The sequence below is a fragment of the Streptomyces sp. NPDC047130 genome (assembly GCF_040643475.1).
In the GTDB taxonomy this organism is placed as follows: domain Bacteria; phylum Actinomycetota; class Actinomycetes; order Streptomycetales; family Streptomycetaceae; genus Streptomyces.
Genome location: NZ_JBEYUK010000028.1, coordinates 25,569 through 42,831 on the forward strand (window position 1 = coordinate 25,569; position 17,263 = coordinate 42,831).

Genomic DNA, 17,263 nt, shown 5'->3' on the forward strand with positions numbered 1-17,263 from the left:
GGGGAGGGCAACGTGGCGTACTCCGCCATGTCCGGTTCCGCAACGGCCAGCGCAACGACCGCAGGCGAGGAGTCCGTCCGGAGCGCCGTGTGGCGTCTGAGGTCCCGGGGGTGCTGGACCGACGCCGCCGCCCTGCTTCCCCACGACACGCCCGACGACGCCCTGCAGCGCGCCGCGCTGCTGGCGGAGCGCTGCCTGTACACCGAACTGGGCTGGGACGACGCCGAGGACGCCCTGCGCACGGCGGAGGCGGCGGCCCGCACCGGCGAGGAGCGCGGCGCGGCCGCCTGCGAGCGGGGGTACCTCGCCTACGCGGCCACCCTGCACGGGGTGCGCGACCGGGCGGACGAGGCACGGTCCGCGCTCGGCCGCGCGGCGGCGCTGATCCCGCCCGGGACGCCGCGGCGGGCCCTGCTGGACTTCCGGCGCGGCCTGGTCGCCCAGAACCTCGCCCACGCCCCGCAGGCCGCCCGGGCCGCCTACCGCAGGGCGCACGCCGGGGCCACCGCGCACCCGGACCCGCTGCTGCTGTCGTGCACCTGGCGGCACCTGGCCGCGCTGGCGCTGAGCGAGGGGGACGTCGCCGAGGCGCGGCACGGCTTCGCCGAGTCCCTGCGGCTGCGGGAGGAGATCGGCTACCTGGTGGGGACGGCGCCCGCGCTGGTCTCCCTCGCCCAGACGGAGACGGCGCCCAAGGCCCGCCGGCTGCGCGCCGAGGCCCGCCGCCTGCACCGGCTGCTGGGCGGGGTCCCGACCTGGCTGGCCCCCCAGCTGGAGGCCGACGGCGCCGCCCCCGCCGAGGAGCCGGTCGCGACCGACGGCGCGGCCTGACCGGGCGCGCGGCGGGACCGGCGGTCGGCGCGGCGGGACAAGGCCGGCGGGGCCGCGGTCCCGGCGGTCGGCGCGGCAGGACAAGGCCGGCGGGGCCGCCGGGCAGACCGCTACAGGTCGTCCGCGCCCGCGAAGTGCTCCCGCACCAGCCGCCGCACGACGTCCAGGTCCCGCGCCGCCAGGGCGTCCAGCAGCGCTCCGTGCTCCGCCGCGTCGGCGACCAGGTCGCCCTGGCCGCGCGCCGGGGAGCCGTCGTGGACGGGCGGCCACTGGGAGCGGCGGTGCAGGTCGTCCGCGATCCGCACCAGTTCGGCGTTGCCGGCGAGGGAGAGCAGGGCGCGGTGGAAGACGCGGTCGGCCTCCGCGTAGGTGGCCGGGCAGCCGGCCGACGCGGCCAGCATCGTCCGCTCCGCCAGCGGTCGCAGCTCGTCCCACCGTTCGGCCGGGACCGTGCGGGCCAGCCGCAGCACCACCGGCACCTCGAGCAGGGCCCGTACCTCGGCCAGTTCCGCGAGTTGCCGCGCGCCGCGCTCGGCCACCCGGAACCCGCGGTTGGGCACCACCTCGACGGCCCCCTCCGCCGCGAGCTGCTGCATCGCCTCGCGCACCGGCGTCGCCGACACGCCGAACCGCTCGCCCAGCACCGGGGCGGAGTACACCTCGCCGGGCTCGAGCTCCCCGGAGAGCAGCGCGGCCCGCAGCGCCCGGAGGACCTGCTCGCGCACCGAGGCGCGCCGGACCACGGGCCGCCGATGCGCCTCCCGCGGCCCGGGCAGCGGCGGCCCGTCGGACCGGCGCGCCCCGCCGTGGGTGTGCTCCCCGCGCACGGCGGCGCCCTCCGCGGCGTTCTCCTGCGCGGCGTCACGCCACGGCCGTGCCGCGTCGTCCGCCCGCACGCGCGGACGTGCCTGCTCCACGGGGACCTCCTGAACGTGGCGTGGCGTCGGATTCCGGTTCGTTCCGGACTCCCAGCACGATAGGTGCAGCACGCCGGTGTTCCCAGCCCCGATCTCTATGAGTAAGGTAAGGCTTACCTGCCAACGCATCCATGCTCACGGGAACGGGAGTCCGTCGTGCCCTCTGCCACCTCGGCCTTTCAGGACACGTACGACCGCCTCGCCGAGGTGGTCCCCAGCCTGACCGTGACGGAAGTCGCGCCCGGCGCACCGCTGCCCTGCGAGCTCCCCGACGCCGAACCCGGCTGGGCCCTGTCCGCCCGGTTCACCGAGGACGGCCCCGTGGTCGCGGAGCTGCTCTCCAGGGACGGGGCGAGGATCGAGGAGTACTACGGCCGGCCTCCGCGCCCGGACGTGGGCGCCACGCTGGCCCTGCACCGGTACGCCTGGCCGGTCTGCGTCCTGTTCACCGTCCCCGCGTTCCTGACCCGCCGGGTTCCGCGGCTCACCGTGGACGACGTGGCGGTGAACCTGGCGGCGGGCCGGATCGCGGTGCGTCCGCGCAGCTTCGCCTGCCTGCCCGGCGACCCGGCGGCCTCGCTGCCCGGCGCCGTGGTCGTGCCCGACGAGGACGCGCTGCGGGCCGAGGTGCGGGCGGCCGCCGCCGAGCACCTGGGGCCGGTCCTGGGCGTCTTCGGCCCGAGGATGCGCCGCCGCGGCCGCTCCCTGTGGGGCATGGTGACCGACGAACTGGTCGAGGGACTGTGGTACGTGGGCAACCTGCTGGGCGAGGAGCGGCGGGCGATCGAGGAGCTGGGCCGGATGCTGCCCGGCGCCACCCTCCCGCTGCCCGGCGCGGCGAGCTTCCGCGAGCTGCCCGGCCCCGGCGGCGAGGCGCTGACCACCCGTGACCGGGTCTCCTGCTGCCTGGCCTACACGCTGGCCGAGAACAGCACCTGCGTCACCTGCCCGCGCACCTGCGACACCGACCGCATCGCCAAGCTGACGGCGGTCCAGGCCGCCTGACATCTGATCGGATGTGCGCCCGGCCGCCCGTCAGCCGGGCCGCCGCCGCATCACCCCGTCGGGTGCAGCTCCGTCGAACACAACTCGCGCCGCCTGCACGACAGTTCGAGTCCAGGGTGGCCAACCCGCCCTCCACCACCACCCCCTCGGTTCCTCTTGACCCGAAACCCCTTACGGGTCACATCGGTTGGGCCAACATGGCCGGCAGTTACGCCCTCCCACGCAAGCCCGACGCAAGGGACACCGATGAGATTGACCGACGTTTCGCTGGATTGGCTGCTTCCGGGCGCCGTGCTCCTCCTCGGCGCGCTGGCGGCGGTGGCGGTGCTCGCGCGAGGCCGGAAGGCGTCGGCGGCGGGCCCGGCCTCCTCGGACGACTCCTGGGAGCGCAGCGAGGAACGGCGGCGGCGCAAGGAGGCCGTCTACGGGACCGCGTCGTACGTCCTGCTGTTCTGCTGCGCCGCGGTGGCCGCCGCGCTCTCCTTCCACGGCCTGGTCGGGTTCGGCCGCCAGAACCTGGGCCTGTCCGGGGGCTGGGAGTACCTGGTGCCCTTCGGCCTGGACGGGGCGGCGATGTTCTGCTCGGTGCTGGCGGTCCGCGAGGCCAGCCACGGCGACGCGGCCCTGGGGTCGCGGATGCTGGTGTGGCTGTTCGCCGGCGCGGCGGCCTGGTTCAACTGGGTGCACGCCCCGCGCGGCCTGGGCCACGACGGTGCGCCGCACTTCTTCGCGGGCATGTCGTTGTCCGCGGCCATCCTCTTCGACCGCGCGCTCAAGCAGACCCGACGCGCCGCCCTGCGCGAACAGGGCCTGATCCCGCGGCCGTTGCCGCAGATCCGGGCGGTGCGCTGGCTCCGCGCCCCCCGCGAGACCTACCGCGCCTGGTCGTTGATGCTGCTGGAGGGCGTGCGGAGCCTGGACGAGGCGGTGGAGGAGGTCCGCGAGGACAAGCGCGTGCGCGAGCAGACACGGCGGCGCCGGCGTGAGCAGAAGCGGGTGGAGCGGGCCCACCTCAAGGCGGTCAGCCGCGGCCGCGCCCCGGCCGCGCTGCCGGAGCGGACCCCGCAGGTGGAACTGGAACGCGCCGACGGCGCCGGCCCGGCCGCCGCATCGGAGCCCGAACAACTGCCCCTGCGCAGCCGCCCCTCCCTCCCCGCCCCGGAGGAGGACACCATGGCCCTGCGGCAGTTGGACACGCTGGAGCGCAAACTGAAGGACCTGGAGCAGCAGTTCGGCTGACCTCCGGTCCCGCCCCTCCGGTGAGCGGGATCGGCCGGGTCGCCGAGGTCGCCGAGGTCGGCCGGGTGGGCGCCCGCGGCTGCCGGGACCGGTGTCCCGGGCCTCGGCAGCCCCGCGGGCGAGCCCGGACCGGCGCCGCGGCCGTCGGCGGGGTCAGGCGCGGACCTGCCCCGCGGTGCCGCAGGCCAGCTCGAACCACACCGACTTGCCCAGCGCGTGCCCCCGTATCCCCCACGAATCGGCGAGGGTGGCGACCAGGAGCATGCCTCTGCCGCCCGTGGCGTCGTCGTCGGCCATCCGGTCGCCGGAGAGACACGAGGGGCGGTGGCGGACGAAGTCCCGTACCTCCACGCGTAGTCGACGCCCGGTCACGGTCACCTTCAGCACCGCGCCCCGGCCGGTGTGCACCAGGGCGTTGGTGACCAGCTCGGTGGTGAGCAGCTCCGCCGTCTCCAGCACCTCGCCGTCCAGCGGCCGGCCCGGCACCTCGCACCGCATCAGTTCCCGTAACGCCCGCCGGGCCCGGGGCACCGCGCCCAGGTCGGCGCGGCGCAGGCGCTGCCTGAGCCGGGCCCGGCGTATGCGGAGCGGTGACCGGGGCCGGGGCCGTGGCCGTGCGGCCGGTGAGGGCCGGGCCGCCCGTCGGTCCGGTCGCGCTTCCGCTCCGGTGGACGGCTCCGCCGCGTCGGCGACGGCGGAGACGCCCGCCTCTCCTGCCTGCCTCTTCATGACCCCCCGTTCGGCGCTTCGTCGCGCCCGTCCTCGAACACGTTCACGGGATGCATGCCCGCGTCCGGAACGCGGCACTCATCCCGTTCCGGCGCGGGACCGGGTGGGGGCCGGGAAATGTCAGGGACGCGGCATGTTGCGCAGGTTGGAGCGCGCCATCTGGAGCATCCGCCCCACACCGCCGTCCAGCACCACCTTGGACGCCGAGAGCGCGAAGCCGGTGACCATCTCCTTCTTGATCTTCGGCGGGATGGACAGCGCGTTGGGGTCGGTCACCACGTCGACCAGGGCGGGACCCTTGTGCCGGAAGGCGGCCTTGAGCGCGCCCGGGAGGTCCTTGGGCTTCTCCACCCGCACGCCGAAGGCCCCGCAGGCCTCGGCCACGGCGGCGAAGTCGGGGTTGGCGTTGGCCGTGCCGTGCGAGGGAAGTCCGGCGACCAGCATCTCCAACTCCACCATCCCTAGAGAGGAGTTGTTGAAGAGCACGACCTTCACCGGCAGGTCGTGCTGCACCAGGGTGAGGAACTCGCCCATCAGCATGGCGAATCCGCCGTCGCCGGACATCGAGACGACCTGCCGCCGGCGGTCGGTGAACTGTGCCCCGATCGCCATCGGCAGCGCGTTGGCCATCGAGCCGTGGGAGAACGAACCGATCACCCGGCGCCGCCCGTTGGGGGTGATGTAGCGGGCCGCCCAGACGTTGCACATGCCGGTGTCGACGGTGAACACGGCGTCGTCGTCGGCGAGTTCGTCGAGGACCGCGGCCACGTACTCGGGGTGGATGGGGACGTGCTTGTCCACCTTGCGGGTGTAGGCCTTCACCACGCCCTCGAGGGCGTCGGCGTGCTTCTTCAGCATCTTGTCGAGGAACCGGCGGTTCTTCTTCGGCTTCACCCGCGGGATCAGGCACCGGAGGGTCTCCTGGACGTCGCCCCACACCGCGAGGTCGAGCCGGGAGCGGCGTCCGAGGTGCTCGGGGCGCACGTCGACCTGGGCGATCTGCACGTCGTCGGGGAGGAAGGCGTTGTACGGGAAGTCGGTGCCGAGCAGGATCAGCAGGTCGCACTCGTGGGTGGCCTCGTAGGCGGCGCCGTAGCCGAGCAGGCCGCTCATGCCGACGTCGTAGGGGTTGTCGTACTGGATCCACTCCTTGCCGCGCAGGGCGTGCCCCACCGGCGACTTCAGCAGCTCGGCGAGCCGCATGACCTCCTCGTGCGAGCCCTTGCACCCGGCGCCGCAGAAGAGGGTGACCTTGTCCGCCTTGTCGATCATCTCGACCAGCGCGTCGAGTTCGGTGTCACCGGGCCGGACCGACGGCCGGCTGGTCACCAGCGCCGTGTCGTACGCTCCCTCCGGCGCGGGTTCGTCGGCGATGTCGCCCGGCAGGGTGACGACGCTGACGCCGCCGCGGCCCACCGCGTGCTGCACGGCGGTGTTCAGCAGCCGCGGCATCTGCGCCGGGCTGGAGATCATCTCGCTGTAGTGGCTGCAGTCGCGGAAGAGCCGGTCGGGGTGGGTCTCCTGGAAGAAGCCGAGTCCGATCTCCGAGGAGGGGATGTGGGAGGCGAGCGCCAGCACCGGCGCCATGGAGCGGTGGGCGTCGTAGAGGCCGTTGATCAGGTGCAGGTTGCCGGGGCCGCAGGAGCCGGCGCAGGCGGTGAGCTGCCCGGTGATCTGGGCCTCGGCGCCGGCCGCGAAGGCGGCGGCCTCCTCGTGCCGCACATGCACCCAGTCGATGCCCTTGTGGCGGCGGACGGCGTCCACGACGGGATTGAGGCTGTCGCCGACCACCCCGTACATCCGCCGCACCCCGGCGCGGGTGAGGATGTCGACGAACTGCTCGGCGACGTTCTGCTTGGCCATGGGTCGGCGTGCCCCTTCGCTGCGTGCTGACGATCCGTGTCCGGACCGCTCGTGTCCCCCGCCTGGGGACCATCAATCCACGCGGCGCGGGATCACGCCTCCCAGACGGCCACCGCCGTACGGTCGTCGGCGTAACCCTTCACCCTCACCCGCACGTCCGCCAGGAAGTCGGCGACCCCCGGCGGCTCCGGCGCGGACCACCGCCGCCCCAGGTGCGCGAGGAGGGCCGGTTCCCCGGCCAGTGGTTCGGCGAGGCCCGCTCCGCACATCAGCAGCCGGTCACCCGGCCGGGCGACACAGGTCCGGAACCGGAACGGCTCGCGCGGCGGTTCGGGGGCGGGCCGGTAGGGGCTGGGGGGTGTCGCTATGCCGAGGTCCATGGTCAGCTCCGCGGGCTTCACGCCGGGGGCGGCGGCCGGGCGGGGTTCGAGGTCCTCCCACGCGCCATCGCGCAGCCGGAGGAGTCCGCCGTCACCGACGCCGAAGAACACGCGGGTGCGGCAGTCCGGGTCGGCGGGCAGCAGCAGGCAGCGCAGCGACGCCTCGTCCACGGCGGGGTCGCGGCCCTCCTCGGCGGCTGCCGCGCGCAGCCGGCCGAGGGTGCGGTCGGTGAGCCGCTGCAGCCCCGCCCTGAGGTCGGCGCCGCGGCTCTCGCGGATGTCCTCGGCGAGCCGGGCCGCGCTGCGGCCCACGGCCTGCCCCACCCAGCGGCACGCGGCGGTCGCGGCCCGCTGCCCCTCCGGGGTGGCCCGGGCGCCGGTGGCCTGCGCGACCAGCACGAGCGCGCGGTCGCCGACGCCGAACCGGGCGGTCAGCAGCGCGTCCCGCCGTACCTCGCCCCGGTAGCGGGCCGAGTCCCCGCGCACCGAGGCGGCGCGGAGGGTCAGCGCGCCGTGCCGCGCGCCGTCCAGCACGGTGTCCGGCACCAGGTCCTCCAGCGCGGCCGGATCCGCCATCGGCAGCGAGGTCGGTTCCGGGTCGTAGCTCGGCGGCTCCTCCCCCACGTAGGTGACGGGGCCGCCGCCCCGGCCGCCGGAGAGGTCCAGGGTCTCCCGGTCGGGCGGCGGCGCGGCATCCTCCGCGCCGTCCCCGGCCCGACCCGCCGTGACGTCGGCGCCCGCGCCGGAGGGCTCACCGTCCGCCGCCCGCCCGGGTGCCGGTTCCCACGCGGAGCCCGCGTCCGGCGCGGGGCCCGGCTCCGGCTCGGGCTCCGCGTCCCGCACCGAACCCGGCTCCCGCTCCGGCGCCGGTTCCGGCGCCGCGTCCCCGCGTCCCTGGGCCGTCGTGTCACCGCGCCCCTGGGACCCGCTCCCGCCGCCGGGCACGGTGCCGGGCACGGGACCGACCTGGTCCGACGGCGGGGGCGTGTCCTCCGGCTCCGCGGTCGCGTCCCGCGCGGGGCCGGGGCCCGCGCCGTCGCGGGGGCCCGCACCGTCGCGGGGGTCCGTGTCCGTGCGGGGGTCCGTGTCCGTGCGGGGCGCGAAGCCGCCCCACTCCGCTCCCGCGGGCGGCGCGGACGGCGCCTGGGCCCCCGGTTCCGGGCGCGGCGCGGGAAGGCCCGACCCGTCCGTCGGCATCCCGTCGCCGACCGTGCCGGCCACCGAGGCGAACCGGTCGTCCAGGGAGTCGGGAGCCGCCGCGGGCCCCGTGTCACCGGCGGTGCCGTCGTACAACTGGCCCCACCAGTCGTCCTCGTACGCGTCCTCGTCCCGGCGGCCGGTGGGCGTCTCCCCCTGTTGGCTCATGCTCCTAATCTTCGACCGCGCCACGCGTCTGAAACCGGCCCCACCACATCCGTGCGCGGCCCCGCCGCCGGAACACATGGCCGGTCGACAACCCGAACATCCGGCCGAAGTCGGAGCGAAGGCCGACAGTCGCGCCGAACCCTGCACACACCGGCCGACTCCGGCACCCTGGAGGAATGGGAGCGTGGGAACTCCTGCTGGCCGGGGCGGTCGTCCTGCTCGGTCTCTGCGGGGTCGTGACGCCCGGGGTCCCCGGGTCCTGGCTCGTGTGGGCCGGCGTGCTGTGGTGGGCGCTCAACGATCCGCGCCCCGCCGCCTGGGCGGTCCTGGTCGGCGCGACCCTGCTGCTCCTGCTGGCCCAGCTGCTGCGCGCCCAGCTCACCCACCGGCAGGATCCGCGCACCACCGCCCTGGGACACCGGCCGTCCCTGCGCGGCTGGGCGGGAGCGGGCGCGTTCCTCGGCTTCTTCCTGGTGCCGGTCCTCGGCGCCGTCCCCGGCTTCCTGGCCGGTCTCTACCTGCACGAGCGCCTCGGCGAGCGCCGCCGCCCCCGCGAGGCGAGGGCGGCGGTACGGAGCCTGATGCGCTCCGGCGGCACGGCGCTGCTGATCGAGCTGTACGCCGCGCTCCTGGTCCTCGGCGCCTGGCTCGTCACCGTCCTGGTGGAGTGAAGGTACAGGTGCGGTGAACGCCCTGGTGGACGCCTGGTGGAGTGAGCGGCGCCGCGTCGGCCCCGCGTCAGCCCCTGAGCGCCTTCAGGTCCACCGCCCGGGCCAGCGCCAGCATCCCCGCGTCGTTGAAGTGCAGGTGGTCCCCCGGGTCGAACGCCGGCCGGATCCGGTCCGGCCGCTTCGGGTCGCGGACCGCCGCGTCGAAGTCGACCACCGCGTCGAACGGCGCCTCCTCACGGATGTACCGGTTGACCTGCTGCCGCAGCGCCTCCCGCTGCGCGGTGTGGGCCAGGTGCCCCCCGTACGGCGTCAGGGTCGCCCCGATGACCCGGATGCCCTTGGCCCGCGCCCGCTCGGCGATGGTCCGGTAGGCCTTCCGGTAGGCCTTGATCCCCTCCCGGCCGGCCGCGTCGGTCATCACGTCGTTGATGCCCTCCAGCACGATCACCGCGCGCACCCCGCTGCGCCGCAGCACGTCGGCGTCGAGACGTTCGAGCGCGCTCGGTCCGGACCGGTCGTTGAGGACGCGGTTGCCGGAGATGCCCGCGTTCAGGACGCCGAGCCGGTGCCGGGGCGGCAGGGTGGCGAGGCGGTCGGCCAGCCGGTCCGGCCAGCGCCGGTTGCTGTCGGGGGTGGTGCCGACGCCGTCGGTCAGGCTGTCCCCGAGGGCCACGACGCTCCCTGCGGCCCGCGCGGTCCGCACGTCGACGCCGGTCACGTAGTACCAGGAACGCACCGTCGAGGTGTAGTGCGCGCCGCCCACGTCGGCGGTGCGGTCGGCGCCGTAGGCGAGGAAGTTGGTCTGCTTCGCGATCCGGTGGTAGGTGGCCGGCCCGTCGTCGTGCGGGGTGTGGACGGTCACCAGCAGGTTGGAGTCACCCGGCACCTGGAGGCGGACCGGGTCGCTGACGATCTCCTTCCCCGCCGGGACCACCGCCGTGGGTCTGCCGCCGAAGAGCACCTGCCGCATGGTCCCCGGCACGGCGTCCGGCCGGGGGAAGTAGCCGTGCTCCTGCAGTGCGAGGGTGACCGAGCCGAGGTGGAGCGGACGGACGCCGAGCCGGTTGGACAGCCGGACCCGGGCCGTCGTCCCGCCGACGCTGGTGTGCACCACGTTGCGGATGGACGCGCCCGGCAGCGGCAGCGCGGTGCCGGAGGCCGCGGCCGCCCAGGTCCCGGTCCATTTCTCCGTCGCCCCCCGGCGGTCGGGCGTCGCCGCGTGGGCCGGCGCGGTGCCCAGCAGGAGCAGCAGCAGCGCCACGATGACCCGTACCGCCTTGACCATGTGTTCCGTCCTCCGCACTGTTCAGTTGGCCATGCGTCAGGTGAGCCCGGGCACACGACAGCCGTGCGCCCGGCGCACCCGAAGGTGTCACACGGTAACGCGACCGACACGGAGCGTGTCGGTCGCGTCGTCGAGATACACCCGCACGAGGGGCGGTCGCGGAGGTTTAGCCCGAAGTCGGCGGGGTGGCGGTAGCCCGTTCGGCCGCCGCCCCGCCCGCGGACAGGCCTTAGCGCGCCCGGCCCCGCTTGGCCTCCATCGCGGCCCGGCCCTCGGCCCCGCGGCGCTTCCACTCCCGCCGCATCTCGGCGCGGGCCCGGGCGTCGGTCTTGGCCACGATGTACTGGTTCTCCCGGAGCAGCTTCCGGTAGCTCTCCAGCCGCCGCTCGGGCAGTTCACCCGAGTCGAGCGCGTCGAGCACCGCGCATCCGGGCTCGGCGACGTGCGCGCAGTCCTGGAACCGGCAGTCCGCGGCCAGCTCCTCGATCTCCGCGAACACCTGCCCGACGCCCCGCCCGGCGTCCCAGAGGCCGACACCGCGCAGCCCGGGGGTGTCGATCAGCACGCCGCCGCCGGGCAGCGCGAACAGGTTGCGGGTGGTCGTGGTGTGCCGCCCCTTCCCGTCCACGTCGCGTGCGGCCTGGACGGTCATCGCGTCCTCGCCGAGGAGCGTGTTGGCGAGCGTCGACTTCCCGGCGCCCGACTGCCCGAGCAGCACGGTGGTGCCGCCGGCCACGGTCGCGGCGAGGACGTCGACGCCCTCCCCGGTCTCGGCGCTGACCGCGAGCACCTGCACCCCGGGCGCCGTCCCCTGGACGTCCTCCACCAGGTGCCCGAGCGTCACCGGGTCGGGGACCAGGTCGGCCTTGGTCAGCACCACCAGCGGCTGCGCCCCCGACTCCCAGGCCAGCGCCAGGAACCGCTCGATGCGGGCGTACTCGACCTCCACGGCCATCGACACGGCGACGACCACGTGGTCCACGTTCGCGGCGAGGACCTGGCCCTCGGACCGCTTCGACGAGGTGGACCGCACGAACGCGGTCCGCCGCGGCAGGTACTCCCGCACGTACCGCGGTTCCCCGCCGACCGGGTCGACGGCGGCCCAGTCACCGGTGCAGACGACCCGCAGCGGGTCGTGCGGCGTGACGAACGCGGTGTCCGCGCGCACCACGCCCTCCGGCGTGACCACGTCGCACTGCCCGCGGTCCACCCGGATCACGCGTCCGGGCACCAGTCCCTGCGCGGCGTACGGGGCGAACTCGGCCTCCCACCCCTCGTCCCAGCCGAAGCGGGCGAGCGGGTGCGACGAGAGCGGGGAAGACGAAAGAGAAGACGGATTCAAGGGAAACCCTTCGAAGGGCGGCCCCGGCACGGCGCGTCCATCGACGCGCGAGGAAGAGGTGAGGTCAGCCGGAGGCCACGGGGGTGAACGGAACGAACTGCTGGACGCGGGCAAGGCCCGTCACAGAGACAGCCATCGGTCACACCTCCCGGAAGAACCTCGACTCGAGCGAACGGCACTCACCGAGTGCCTCGCGAACACGGCAGAGTCTAGACCCGCCGACGATCGCGCGCATCAGGTTTTGTCCGCGCCCCCTGCCCGCGGCCGGTGCGGGCGTTCTGCGGCGTCCTCAACGGGCGGGGCCGGCGCTCAGCATGGCGTCGAGGGATCGGCCGACCGCCGCCGCGAAGGGGTACGCCCGCTGGTCGGACCGGACGGTGACACGGCGTCGTTCGCCGTCCGTCCACTCGACGGCGAGCGTCCACAGCAACTGCGTCACGTCGTCGCGCCGACGCGTGCGCCGGGTGTCGTGACCGCCCTTGGTCGTCGCGGTCAGCACGTCGAGGGCGGGGAGGTCGACCTGGGGTGGACAGCATCCGGTTCGACGACCGTGACGGTGGCCCCGCACTACTGCGGCCCGCCGTGACGGCCCCCGGCCTGCGACGGGCCCGCTCCCCCGCCCCGCGTCACCGCCCCGCCGGTTCCTGCTCACCGAGACGCGCACCGGCCTCTGTCAGCGCGACCACAGCGTCCGCACCGCCCTCAGGCCCTCCCGGGCGACCCGGAGCAGGAGGACGAGGACTCGGTGGGCCGCTTCGCGGCGGTACGGATGGTGCGACCAGACCGCGGGGAACACCACCCCGGCGAAGCCCAGGAGGAGGGCCAGCAGCACCAGGGTGCCGACGGGCGTGAGGAAGGTGACGACCTGGACGAGGACTTGTGGCATTGCGGACTCCAGTGGGGCGGAAGGACTGCGTCATGGGTGCCGCGCCGGTCGGCGTGGCAGGTCCAACGTCCCTGTCCAGCGGGGGTGTTGCGCGACCGTTCGGGTCGGTTCGGCCGCGCACCGGACATCGCGCCCGGTGGGCGGCCTAGTATCGACGAGGCGTCCGGTGCCCCGTGCTGGACGGACTGGACGCGGAGGACGGGTTGCCGGACGGATCGCGCGGCGGGGAGGGCGCACAGGACGCTCTCTTCGCCCGGCTGCGCAGGCTCGGTGACGTTCACGCGCGTGTGCGGCGGGACGGGCAGCCGAGCCTCGCCGTCCTCGCACGGGCGGCCGGGGGCCGGGCGAAGACGACCGTCGGGGAGTGGCTGAAGGGCAACCGGCTGCCGCAGCGGCTGGAGGATCTGCTCGGCGTGGTCGGCGTCCTGCGCGACGCCGCGTCGCGGCGCCCCGGCGGAATCACCGACGCCGACCGCGACCTTTTCGACGACGACACCTGGCGCGCCCTGCACACGGCGGTGGCCCAGGGCCGTGCCCGGCTGACCGGGGAGACGGTGCGGGCCGCGAGCCTCGGCCGACCGCACGACGGGTGCCAGGAACGGCGCGGCAGCCCGGACCTGCCCGACCTGCCCCGTCCTGTGGCCCGTTGGGAACCGCGGAAACTCGGCGTGCACCCGGCGATCTCCGGCAGGCCCGACCCCGGCCACGGGGCCGCCTTCGTCCTGCCCGCCTACGTCCCCCGTGACCATGACCGGCGGCTGCGGGCGCTCCTCGACCGGGCCGCGCGCGACGGTGACACGTTGTTCACCGTCGTCCAGGGCGACTCCTGCACGGGCAAGACGCGGACCGCGTACGAGGCGGTGCGCGCCTGCCTGCCGGAGTGGGACCTGGCCTTCCCCAAGGGCTCCGACAGCCTTCTGGCGCTCCTCGCCGCGGACGTGATCGGTCCCCGGACCGTGCTGTGGCTGGACGAGGGACAGGATTTCCTGACCGGGGCCCGGGGCGAGGAGACGGCCGCGCGGCTGCGGGGCCTGCTGGAGCTGCCGGGACCGGTGGTCGTGATCGCCACCATGTGGCCCGAACACCGGAAGGCTCTGCTCACCCGGCCCGAGAGGTCGTTGCGCGACCCGCACGCGCAGGCGCGTGCGCTGCTGACCTCGGGGGTCGTCGTGCACGTCTCGGCCGACTTCCCCGCCGACGTGATGCGGGATCTCGGAAGGACAGCCGATCCCTCGCTGTCCACGGCGGCACTGACGAGCAGGGACGGGGCGCTCACGCAGACGCTGGCGGCGGGCCTCGAACTGGTCGCGTTCCACGAGTCGTCCGACTCCGTCCCGGCCTGCTACGGCAGGGCGGTGGTCAGCGCCGCGATGGACGCCCGCCGCCTCGGGCACGGACCCGAACTGTCCGACGTCTTCCTGCGCGCGGCCGCCCCCGCCTATCTCGGCGAGGCGCAGCGCGCCGAGGCCGCCCCTGACTGGTTCCGGCAGGCGCTCGCCCACGCCGGCACGCGGGTCAAGGGCGTCGTCGCGCCGCTCGGCGGCGTACCCGGTCCCGGCGGGATGGGCGCGCGACCGGGCACGCGCAGGCTCGCGGACTACCTCGACCACCACGGCCGTACGACGCGCTCCTACCTGTGCCCCGGCGCGCCGTTCTGGGAGGCGGCCGCACAGGGCGCGGGCACCGCCGCGGACCTGGACGCACTCGCCGACGCCGCCGCCCACCGGGGCCGCTACCGCGTCGCCGACGACCTGCGACGACGAGCGGCGGAGCAGGGGCACGCATCCGCCTGGGCGGACATGGCGCAGTTCCGCAGGGATCGCGGCTGCCACCCGGAGGCCGTCGCCCTCCTCATGAAGGCCCACGCCGCGGGTGACACCGGTGCTCTGATGACACTCGCCGACTGGCACTTGGAGGACGAGAATCTCGACGGCGCGCTCGGCCTGGTCCCCGAGATCGTGCGCACGAACGACCCGCAGAGCCTGCTGTACCTGGCGCAGACCCCGGGACTCACGGGCGGCGACGCGGAGGCGGAACGGTTCGTTCTGCGGGCCGCGGCGCTCGGCGACGCGGAGGCGCTGACCCTTCTGGGTCGCCGCCGCATGCTCGCGGGGGACGGAGCGGCGGCGGAGGGGCTGTTCCGGCAGGCGATCGCCGCCGGGGACGCCGGTGCCGCTTTCGAGCTCGCGAGAATGAAACTCGCCGACCAGCAGGACGTGGCGGCGGCCGTGGCCGCGGCGGAACAGGCCGCGGAACTGGGCGACTTCTTCACCATGGCGATCATGGCCCAGCTCGTGATCGCTGTTGACGCGCCCGAGGGACGCCGCATGGCGCGACAGGCCGCCGACCTGGGCGGGGTGTCCCCGGCCCACACCGTACGCCTGTCGGGGTGGGAGAACCTGGTCCGCCGGCAGGGCCTCGCCGTACTCGCCGACCACGCACGGCAGACCGAGGGGGAGAGCGCGGGCGAGGCCGTGCTGCTGGCCGCGGCGGAGGAGGGGGACCTGCACGTCGTCGCGTGGCTCGCGCAGCGCAGGCGGCAGTGCGACGACCCGGCCGGAGCAGAACGGCTGTACCGGCGGGCGGCAGAGGGCGGTTACGCCCCGGCGCTGCTGTCACTGGCCTGGTCGCGCAAGGAGGCCGGGGACACGGAAGAGGCCGAGCGGCTGTGCCGCACGGCGATCGACGCGGGCGAGCGTTCCGCCGTCGGTGCGCTGGCCCAGGTGTACGAGGAACGCGGCGAACCGGACCGGGCCGGCCTGCTGATCCTGTACGGTCTGACCCCCGACGGCGCCGCCGCCGGCCCCTGGCTGCCCCCGCGCGAAGGCCACGAGCCGGACAGAGGCCACAACGCGATCGGCGGCTGGATCACGGTCGTACGGGCTCCGGCCGACTAGGCACGTCTCGGGCCGGGTCACCCGAGCGTTCCCCGGGACCGGGGTGCGACGGACCGGCGGCTCAGCCGTCCCCGGCGGCGGGCGGGGACCATGCCCGCTCACCCGACTTCCCGACCGCTCGACCGGTGGCGTGCGTCACACCCGGCGCGGGGCGGACCCGCGTTCGCGGCCGGTGCCGCGACCCGCTACGTTGACCGCTGTGCCGACGTACCTCGACGACATGGGGACGCCCGTGCGGCTCCCCCGGCCGCCGCGGCGTGTGGTGTCCCTGGTGCCGTCCCTCACCGAGGCGGTCGCCGGGAGCGTGCCGGAGGTCCTGGTCGGCGCGACCCTGTGGTGCACCCGGCCGGCCGGTCTCGACGTCGCGCGGGTGCGGGGGACCAAGAACCCCGACCGGGCGGCGATTTCGCGGCTCCGGCCGGACCTGGTGATCGCCAACAAGGAGGAGAACCGGGAGCTGGACGTGGCCCGGCTGCGCGCGGCGGGGATCCCGGTGTGGGTGACCGTCGTCGAGACCCTGCCCCAGGCCCTCGACTCGCTCGGACGGTTGTTCACCGAGGCGCTGTCGGCGCCCGTTCCCGGCTGGCTCGCCACGGCCCGGTCGCTGTGGAGCGGCCCGCTCCCGCCCGTGGCCGCGACGGTCGTGGTGCCGGTCTGGCGCGACCCCTGGATGGTGGTCGGACGGTCCACCTTCGCCGGCGACCTGCTGCGCCGGGCGGGCCTGGCCAACGCCTTCGCCGGCCACCCGGACCGCTATCCGCACACCGGCCCGGAGGAGATCGACCGGCTCGGCCTGGACGCCGTCCTCCTGCCGGACGAGCCGTACGTGTTCACCGCCGAGGACGGTCCGGAGGTCTTCGCCCGCACGCCGACCCGCCTGGTCAGCGGCCGGCTGCTCACCTGGTACGGGCCGTCGCTGCCGCGGGCCCGCACGACGCTGGCCGACCTCGTCTCCACGCTCGGCCCACCGACCTCGGGCCGGCCCCGGGCGGGCTGACCGGCCATCACTCCGGCCGGATGTGGCCTCGGTCCTCCCCCGCCCCCCTCCCGCACACTGGTGACTCCCACCACCCCCACACCGAGCATCGGTGTCCCGCGGGGCGCAGCAGGTGCTCCTGCACCTGGCCCTGCACCTCCTGCCGCTGCGGCGGGCCGGACATCCCGGCCCGCAGCCGGGCACCGGGCCGGTGCGGCACGCGTCGCCGGTTCCCGTCCACGTGCACGAGCACGCCGGCCCGGCGGCCGTGACCGCGACGGGGATGGGCGCCGCCCACCTGCTGGCCACGCTCGGGGCCGTGCTGGTCCTGCTGCGCGGCGGGCGGGGGACCTGTGCGGCCACGGGGACCTGGGCGGCCGGGGGCCAGGGCTGCCACGGGGCCCGGGCGGCCGCGAGGCCTGCGGAACGGGAGGTCAGAAGAGGTCGTCGCCGGGCAGGTCGGCGGCCTGGCGGATCCAGCTCACCAGCAGTTCCTCGTCGGGCTCCTCGTCCTCGCGGATGTCGAGGTAGCGCACCTGCTCGTGCTTCGAGCTGCCCGGCGGGAGGGGGTCCAGGGACCGCCCGTTGAGCCAGGTGACCTTCACGTACCTGTCGAAGCAGTGGAAGCTGAGGAACCAGCCGTTGCCCTCGACGCCGTAGAACGGCGAGTTCCACCGCACCGCCTTGCGCACGGCGGGCACGGTGCGGACGACGAGGCCGTCCAGGAGCCGGCCCACGTCCTGCTTCCAGCCGGGCATGGCGTCGAGGTACGCCTGGACCGGGCCGTCACCGTCACCCTTCGGGATGCGCGGATTGCCGCCCGACAGCAGCGGCGGTGTCCCTGATGCGCCGTCGTCCATGCGGGCATCGTAACCGT

The 17,263-nt window shown here is 75.2% G+C and carries 15 protein-coding genes; 6 read left to right on the top strand and 9 right to left on the bottom strand.

From position 1 onward, the window contains the following. Positions 1-27 precede the first annotated feature (27 nt). Complete coding sequence (locus ABZ836_RS25765) at positions 28-831, top strand: hypothetical protein (RefSeq protein WP_356135120.1); 804 nt, start codon at positions 28-30, stop codon at positions 829-831. A gap of 110 nt (positions 832-941) precedes the next feature. Here the strand turns inward: ABZ836_RS25765 and ABZ836_RS25770 are convergent, their stop codons facing one another. Then, positions 942-1,727 carry a GntR family transcriptional regulator gene (locus ABZ836_RS25770; protein WP_361146024.1) on the bottom strand — a complete coding sequence of 262 codons (786 nt, stop codon included), beginning with the start codon at positions 1,725-1,727 and terminating at the stop codon, positions 942-944. Between the two features lie 177 nt (positions 1,728-1,904). Here ABZ836_RS25770 and ABZ836_RS25775 point away from each other — a divergent pair, with 177 nt between their 5' ends. Both ABZ836_RS25775 and ABZ836_RS25780 read left to right on the top strand, forming a co-directional pair. Beyond that, on the top strand, positions 1,905-2,753 hold the full coding sequence (locus ABZ836_RS25775; RefSeq protein WP_356135009.1) for a (2Fe-2S)-binding protein: 849 nt from the start codon (positions 1,905-1,907) through the stop codon (positions 2,751-2,753). Between the two features lie 246 nt (positions 2,754-2,999). Further along, positions 3,000-3,992, top strand: coding sequence for a DUF2637 domain-containing protein (locus tag ABZ836_RS25780; protein ID WP_361145921.1), 993 nt, complete (start codon positions 3,000-3,002; stop codon positions 3,990-3,992). A 153-nt stretch (positions 3,993-4,145) separates the two neighbouring features. Here the strand turns inward: ABZ836_RS25780 and ABZ836_RS25785 are convergent, their stop codons facing one another. From ABZ836_RS25785 to ABZ836_RS25795, 3 genes are all read right to left on the bottom strand, one after another. Beyond that, positions 4,146-4,721, bottom strand: a complete 576-nt coding sequence (locus ABZ836_RS25785) for an ATP-binding protein (protein ID WP_361145924.1) — start codon at positions 4,719-4,721, stop codon at positions 4,146-4,148. A 120-nt stretch (positions 4,722-4,841) separates the two neighbouring features. Further along, positions 4,842-6,584, bottom strand: coding sequence for a pyruvate dehydrogenase (locus ABZ836_RS25790; RefSeq protein ID WP_356135013.1), 1,743 nt, complete (start codon positions 6,582-6,584; stop codon positions 4,842-4,844). Between the two features lie 92 nt (positions 6,585-6,676). Further along, positions 6,677-8,329, bottom strand: a complete 1,653-nt coding sequence (locus ABZ836_RS25795; RefSeq protein ID WP_361145927.1) for a protein phosphatase 2C domain-containing protein — start codon at positions 8,327-8,329, stop codon at positions 6,677-6,679. Between the two features lie 176 nt (positions 8,330-8,505). Here ABZ836_RS25795 and ABZ836_RS25800 point away from each other — a divergent pair, with 176 nt between their 5' ends. Then, entirely contained in the window at positions 8,506-9,000 is a 495-nt protein-coding gene (locus ABZ836_RS25800; RefSeq protein ID WP_361145930.1) for a DUF456 domain-containing protein, read from the top strand. A gap of 67 nt (positions 9,001-9,067) precedes the next feature. On the opposite strand, the gene ABZ836_RS25805 is transcribed toward ABZ836_RS25800, so the two are convergent. The 4 genes from ABZ836_RS25805 to ABZ836_RS25820 form a co-directional block, all read right to left on the bottom strand. Continuing rightward, positions 9,068-10,285: an SGNH/GDSL hydrolase family protein gene (locus ABZ836_RS25805; protein WP_356135019.1), complete on the bottom strand. Its 1,218-nt coding sequence runs from the start codon at positions 10,283-10,285 to the stop codon at positions 9,068-9,070. Positions 10,286-10,514: 229 nt separating this feature from the next. Next, positions 10,515-11,627 carry a ribosome small subunit-dependent GTPase A gene (rsgA, locus tag ABZ836_RS25810; protein ID WP_356135021.1) on the bottom strand — a complete coding sequence of 371 codons (1,113 nt, stop codon included), beginning with the start codon at positions 11,625-11,627 and terminating at the stop codon, positions 10,515-10,517. Between the two features lie 289 nt (positions 11,628-11,916). Further along, entirely contained in the window at positions 11,917-12,126 is a 210-nt protein-coding gene (locus tag ABZ836_RS25815) for a hypothetical protein (protein WP_361145934.1), read from the bottom strand. 174 nt (positions 12,127-12,300) lie between these two features. Beyond that, entirely contained in the window at positions 12,301-12,513 is a 213-nt protein-coding gene (locus ABZ836_RS25820) for a hypothetical protein (RefSeq protein ID WP_361145937.1), read from the bottom strand. Between the two features lie 173 nt (positions 12,514-12,686). On the opposite strand from ABZ836_RS25820, the gene ABZ836_RS25825 reads away from it, so the two are divergent. Both ABZ836_RS25825 and ABZ836_RS25830 read left to right on the top strand, forming a co-directional pair. Continuing rightward, positions 12,687-15,410, top strand: coding sequence for a hypothetical protein (locus ABZ836_RS25825; RefSeq protein WP_361145940.1), 2,724 nt, complete (start codon positions 12,687-12,689; stop codon positions 15,408-15,410). Between the two features lie 220 nt (positions 15,411-15,630). Then, a complete protein-coding gene (locus ABZ836_RS25830; RefSeq protein ID WP_361146027.1) occupies positions 15,631-16,407 on the top strand; it encodes a helical backbone metal receptor in 777 nt (258 codons plus the stop codon). A gap of 413 nt (positions 16,408-16,820) precedes the next feature. Here the strand turns inward: ABZ836_RS25830 and ABZ836_RS25835 are convergent, their stop codons facing one another. Further along, the gene (locus ABZ836_RS25835; RefSeq protein WP_356135027.1) at positions 16,821-17,246 is read right to left on the bottom strand and encodes a DUF1801 domain-containing protein; all 426 of its coding nucleotides are present in this window, start codon (positions 17,244-17,246) and stop codon (positions 16,821-16,823) included. Positions 17,247-17,263: the final 17 nt, after the last annotated feature.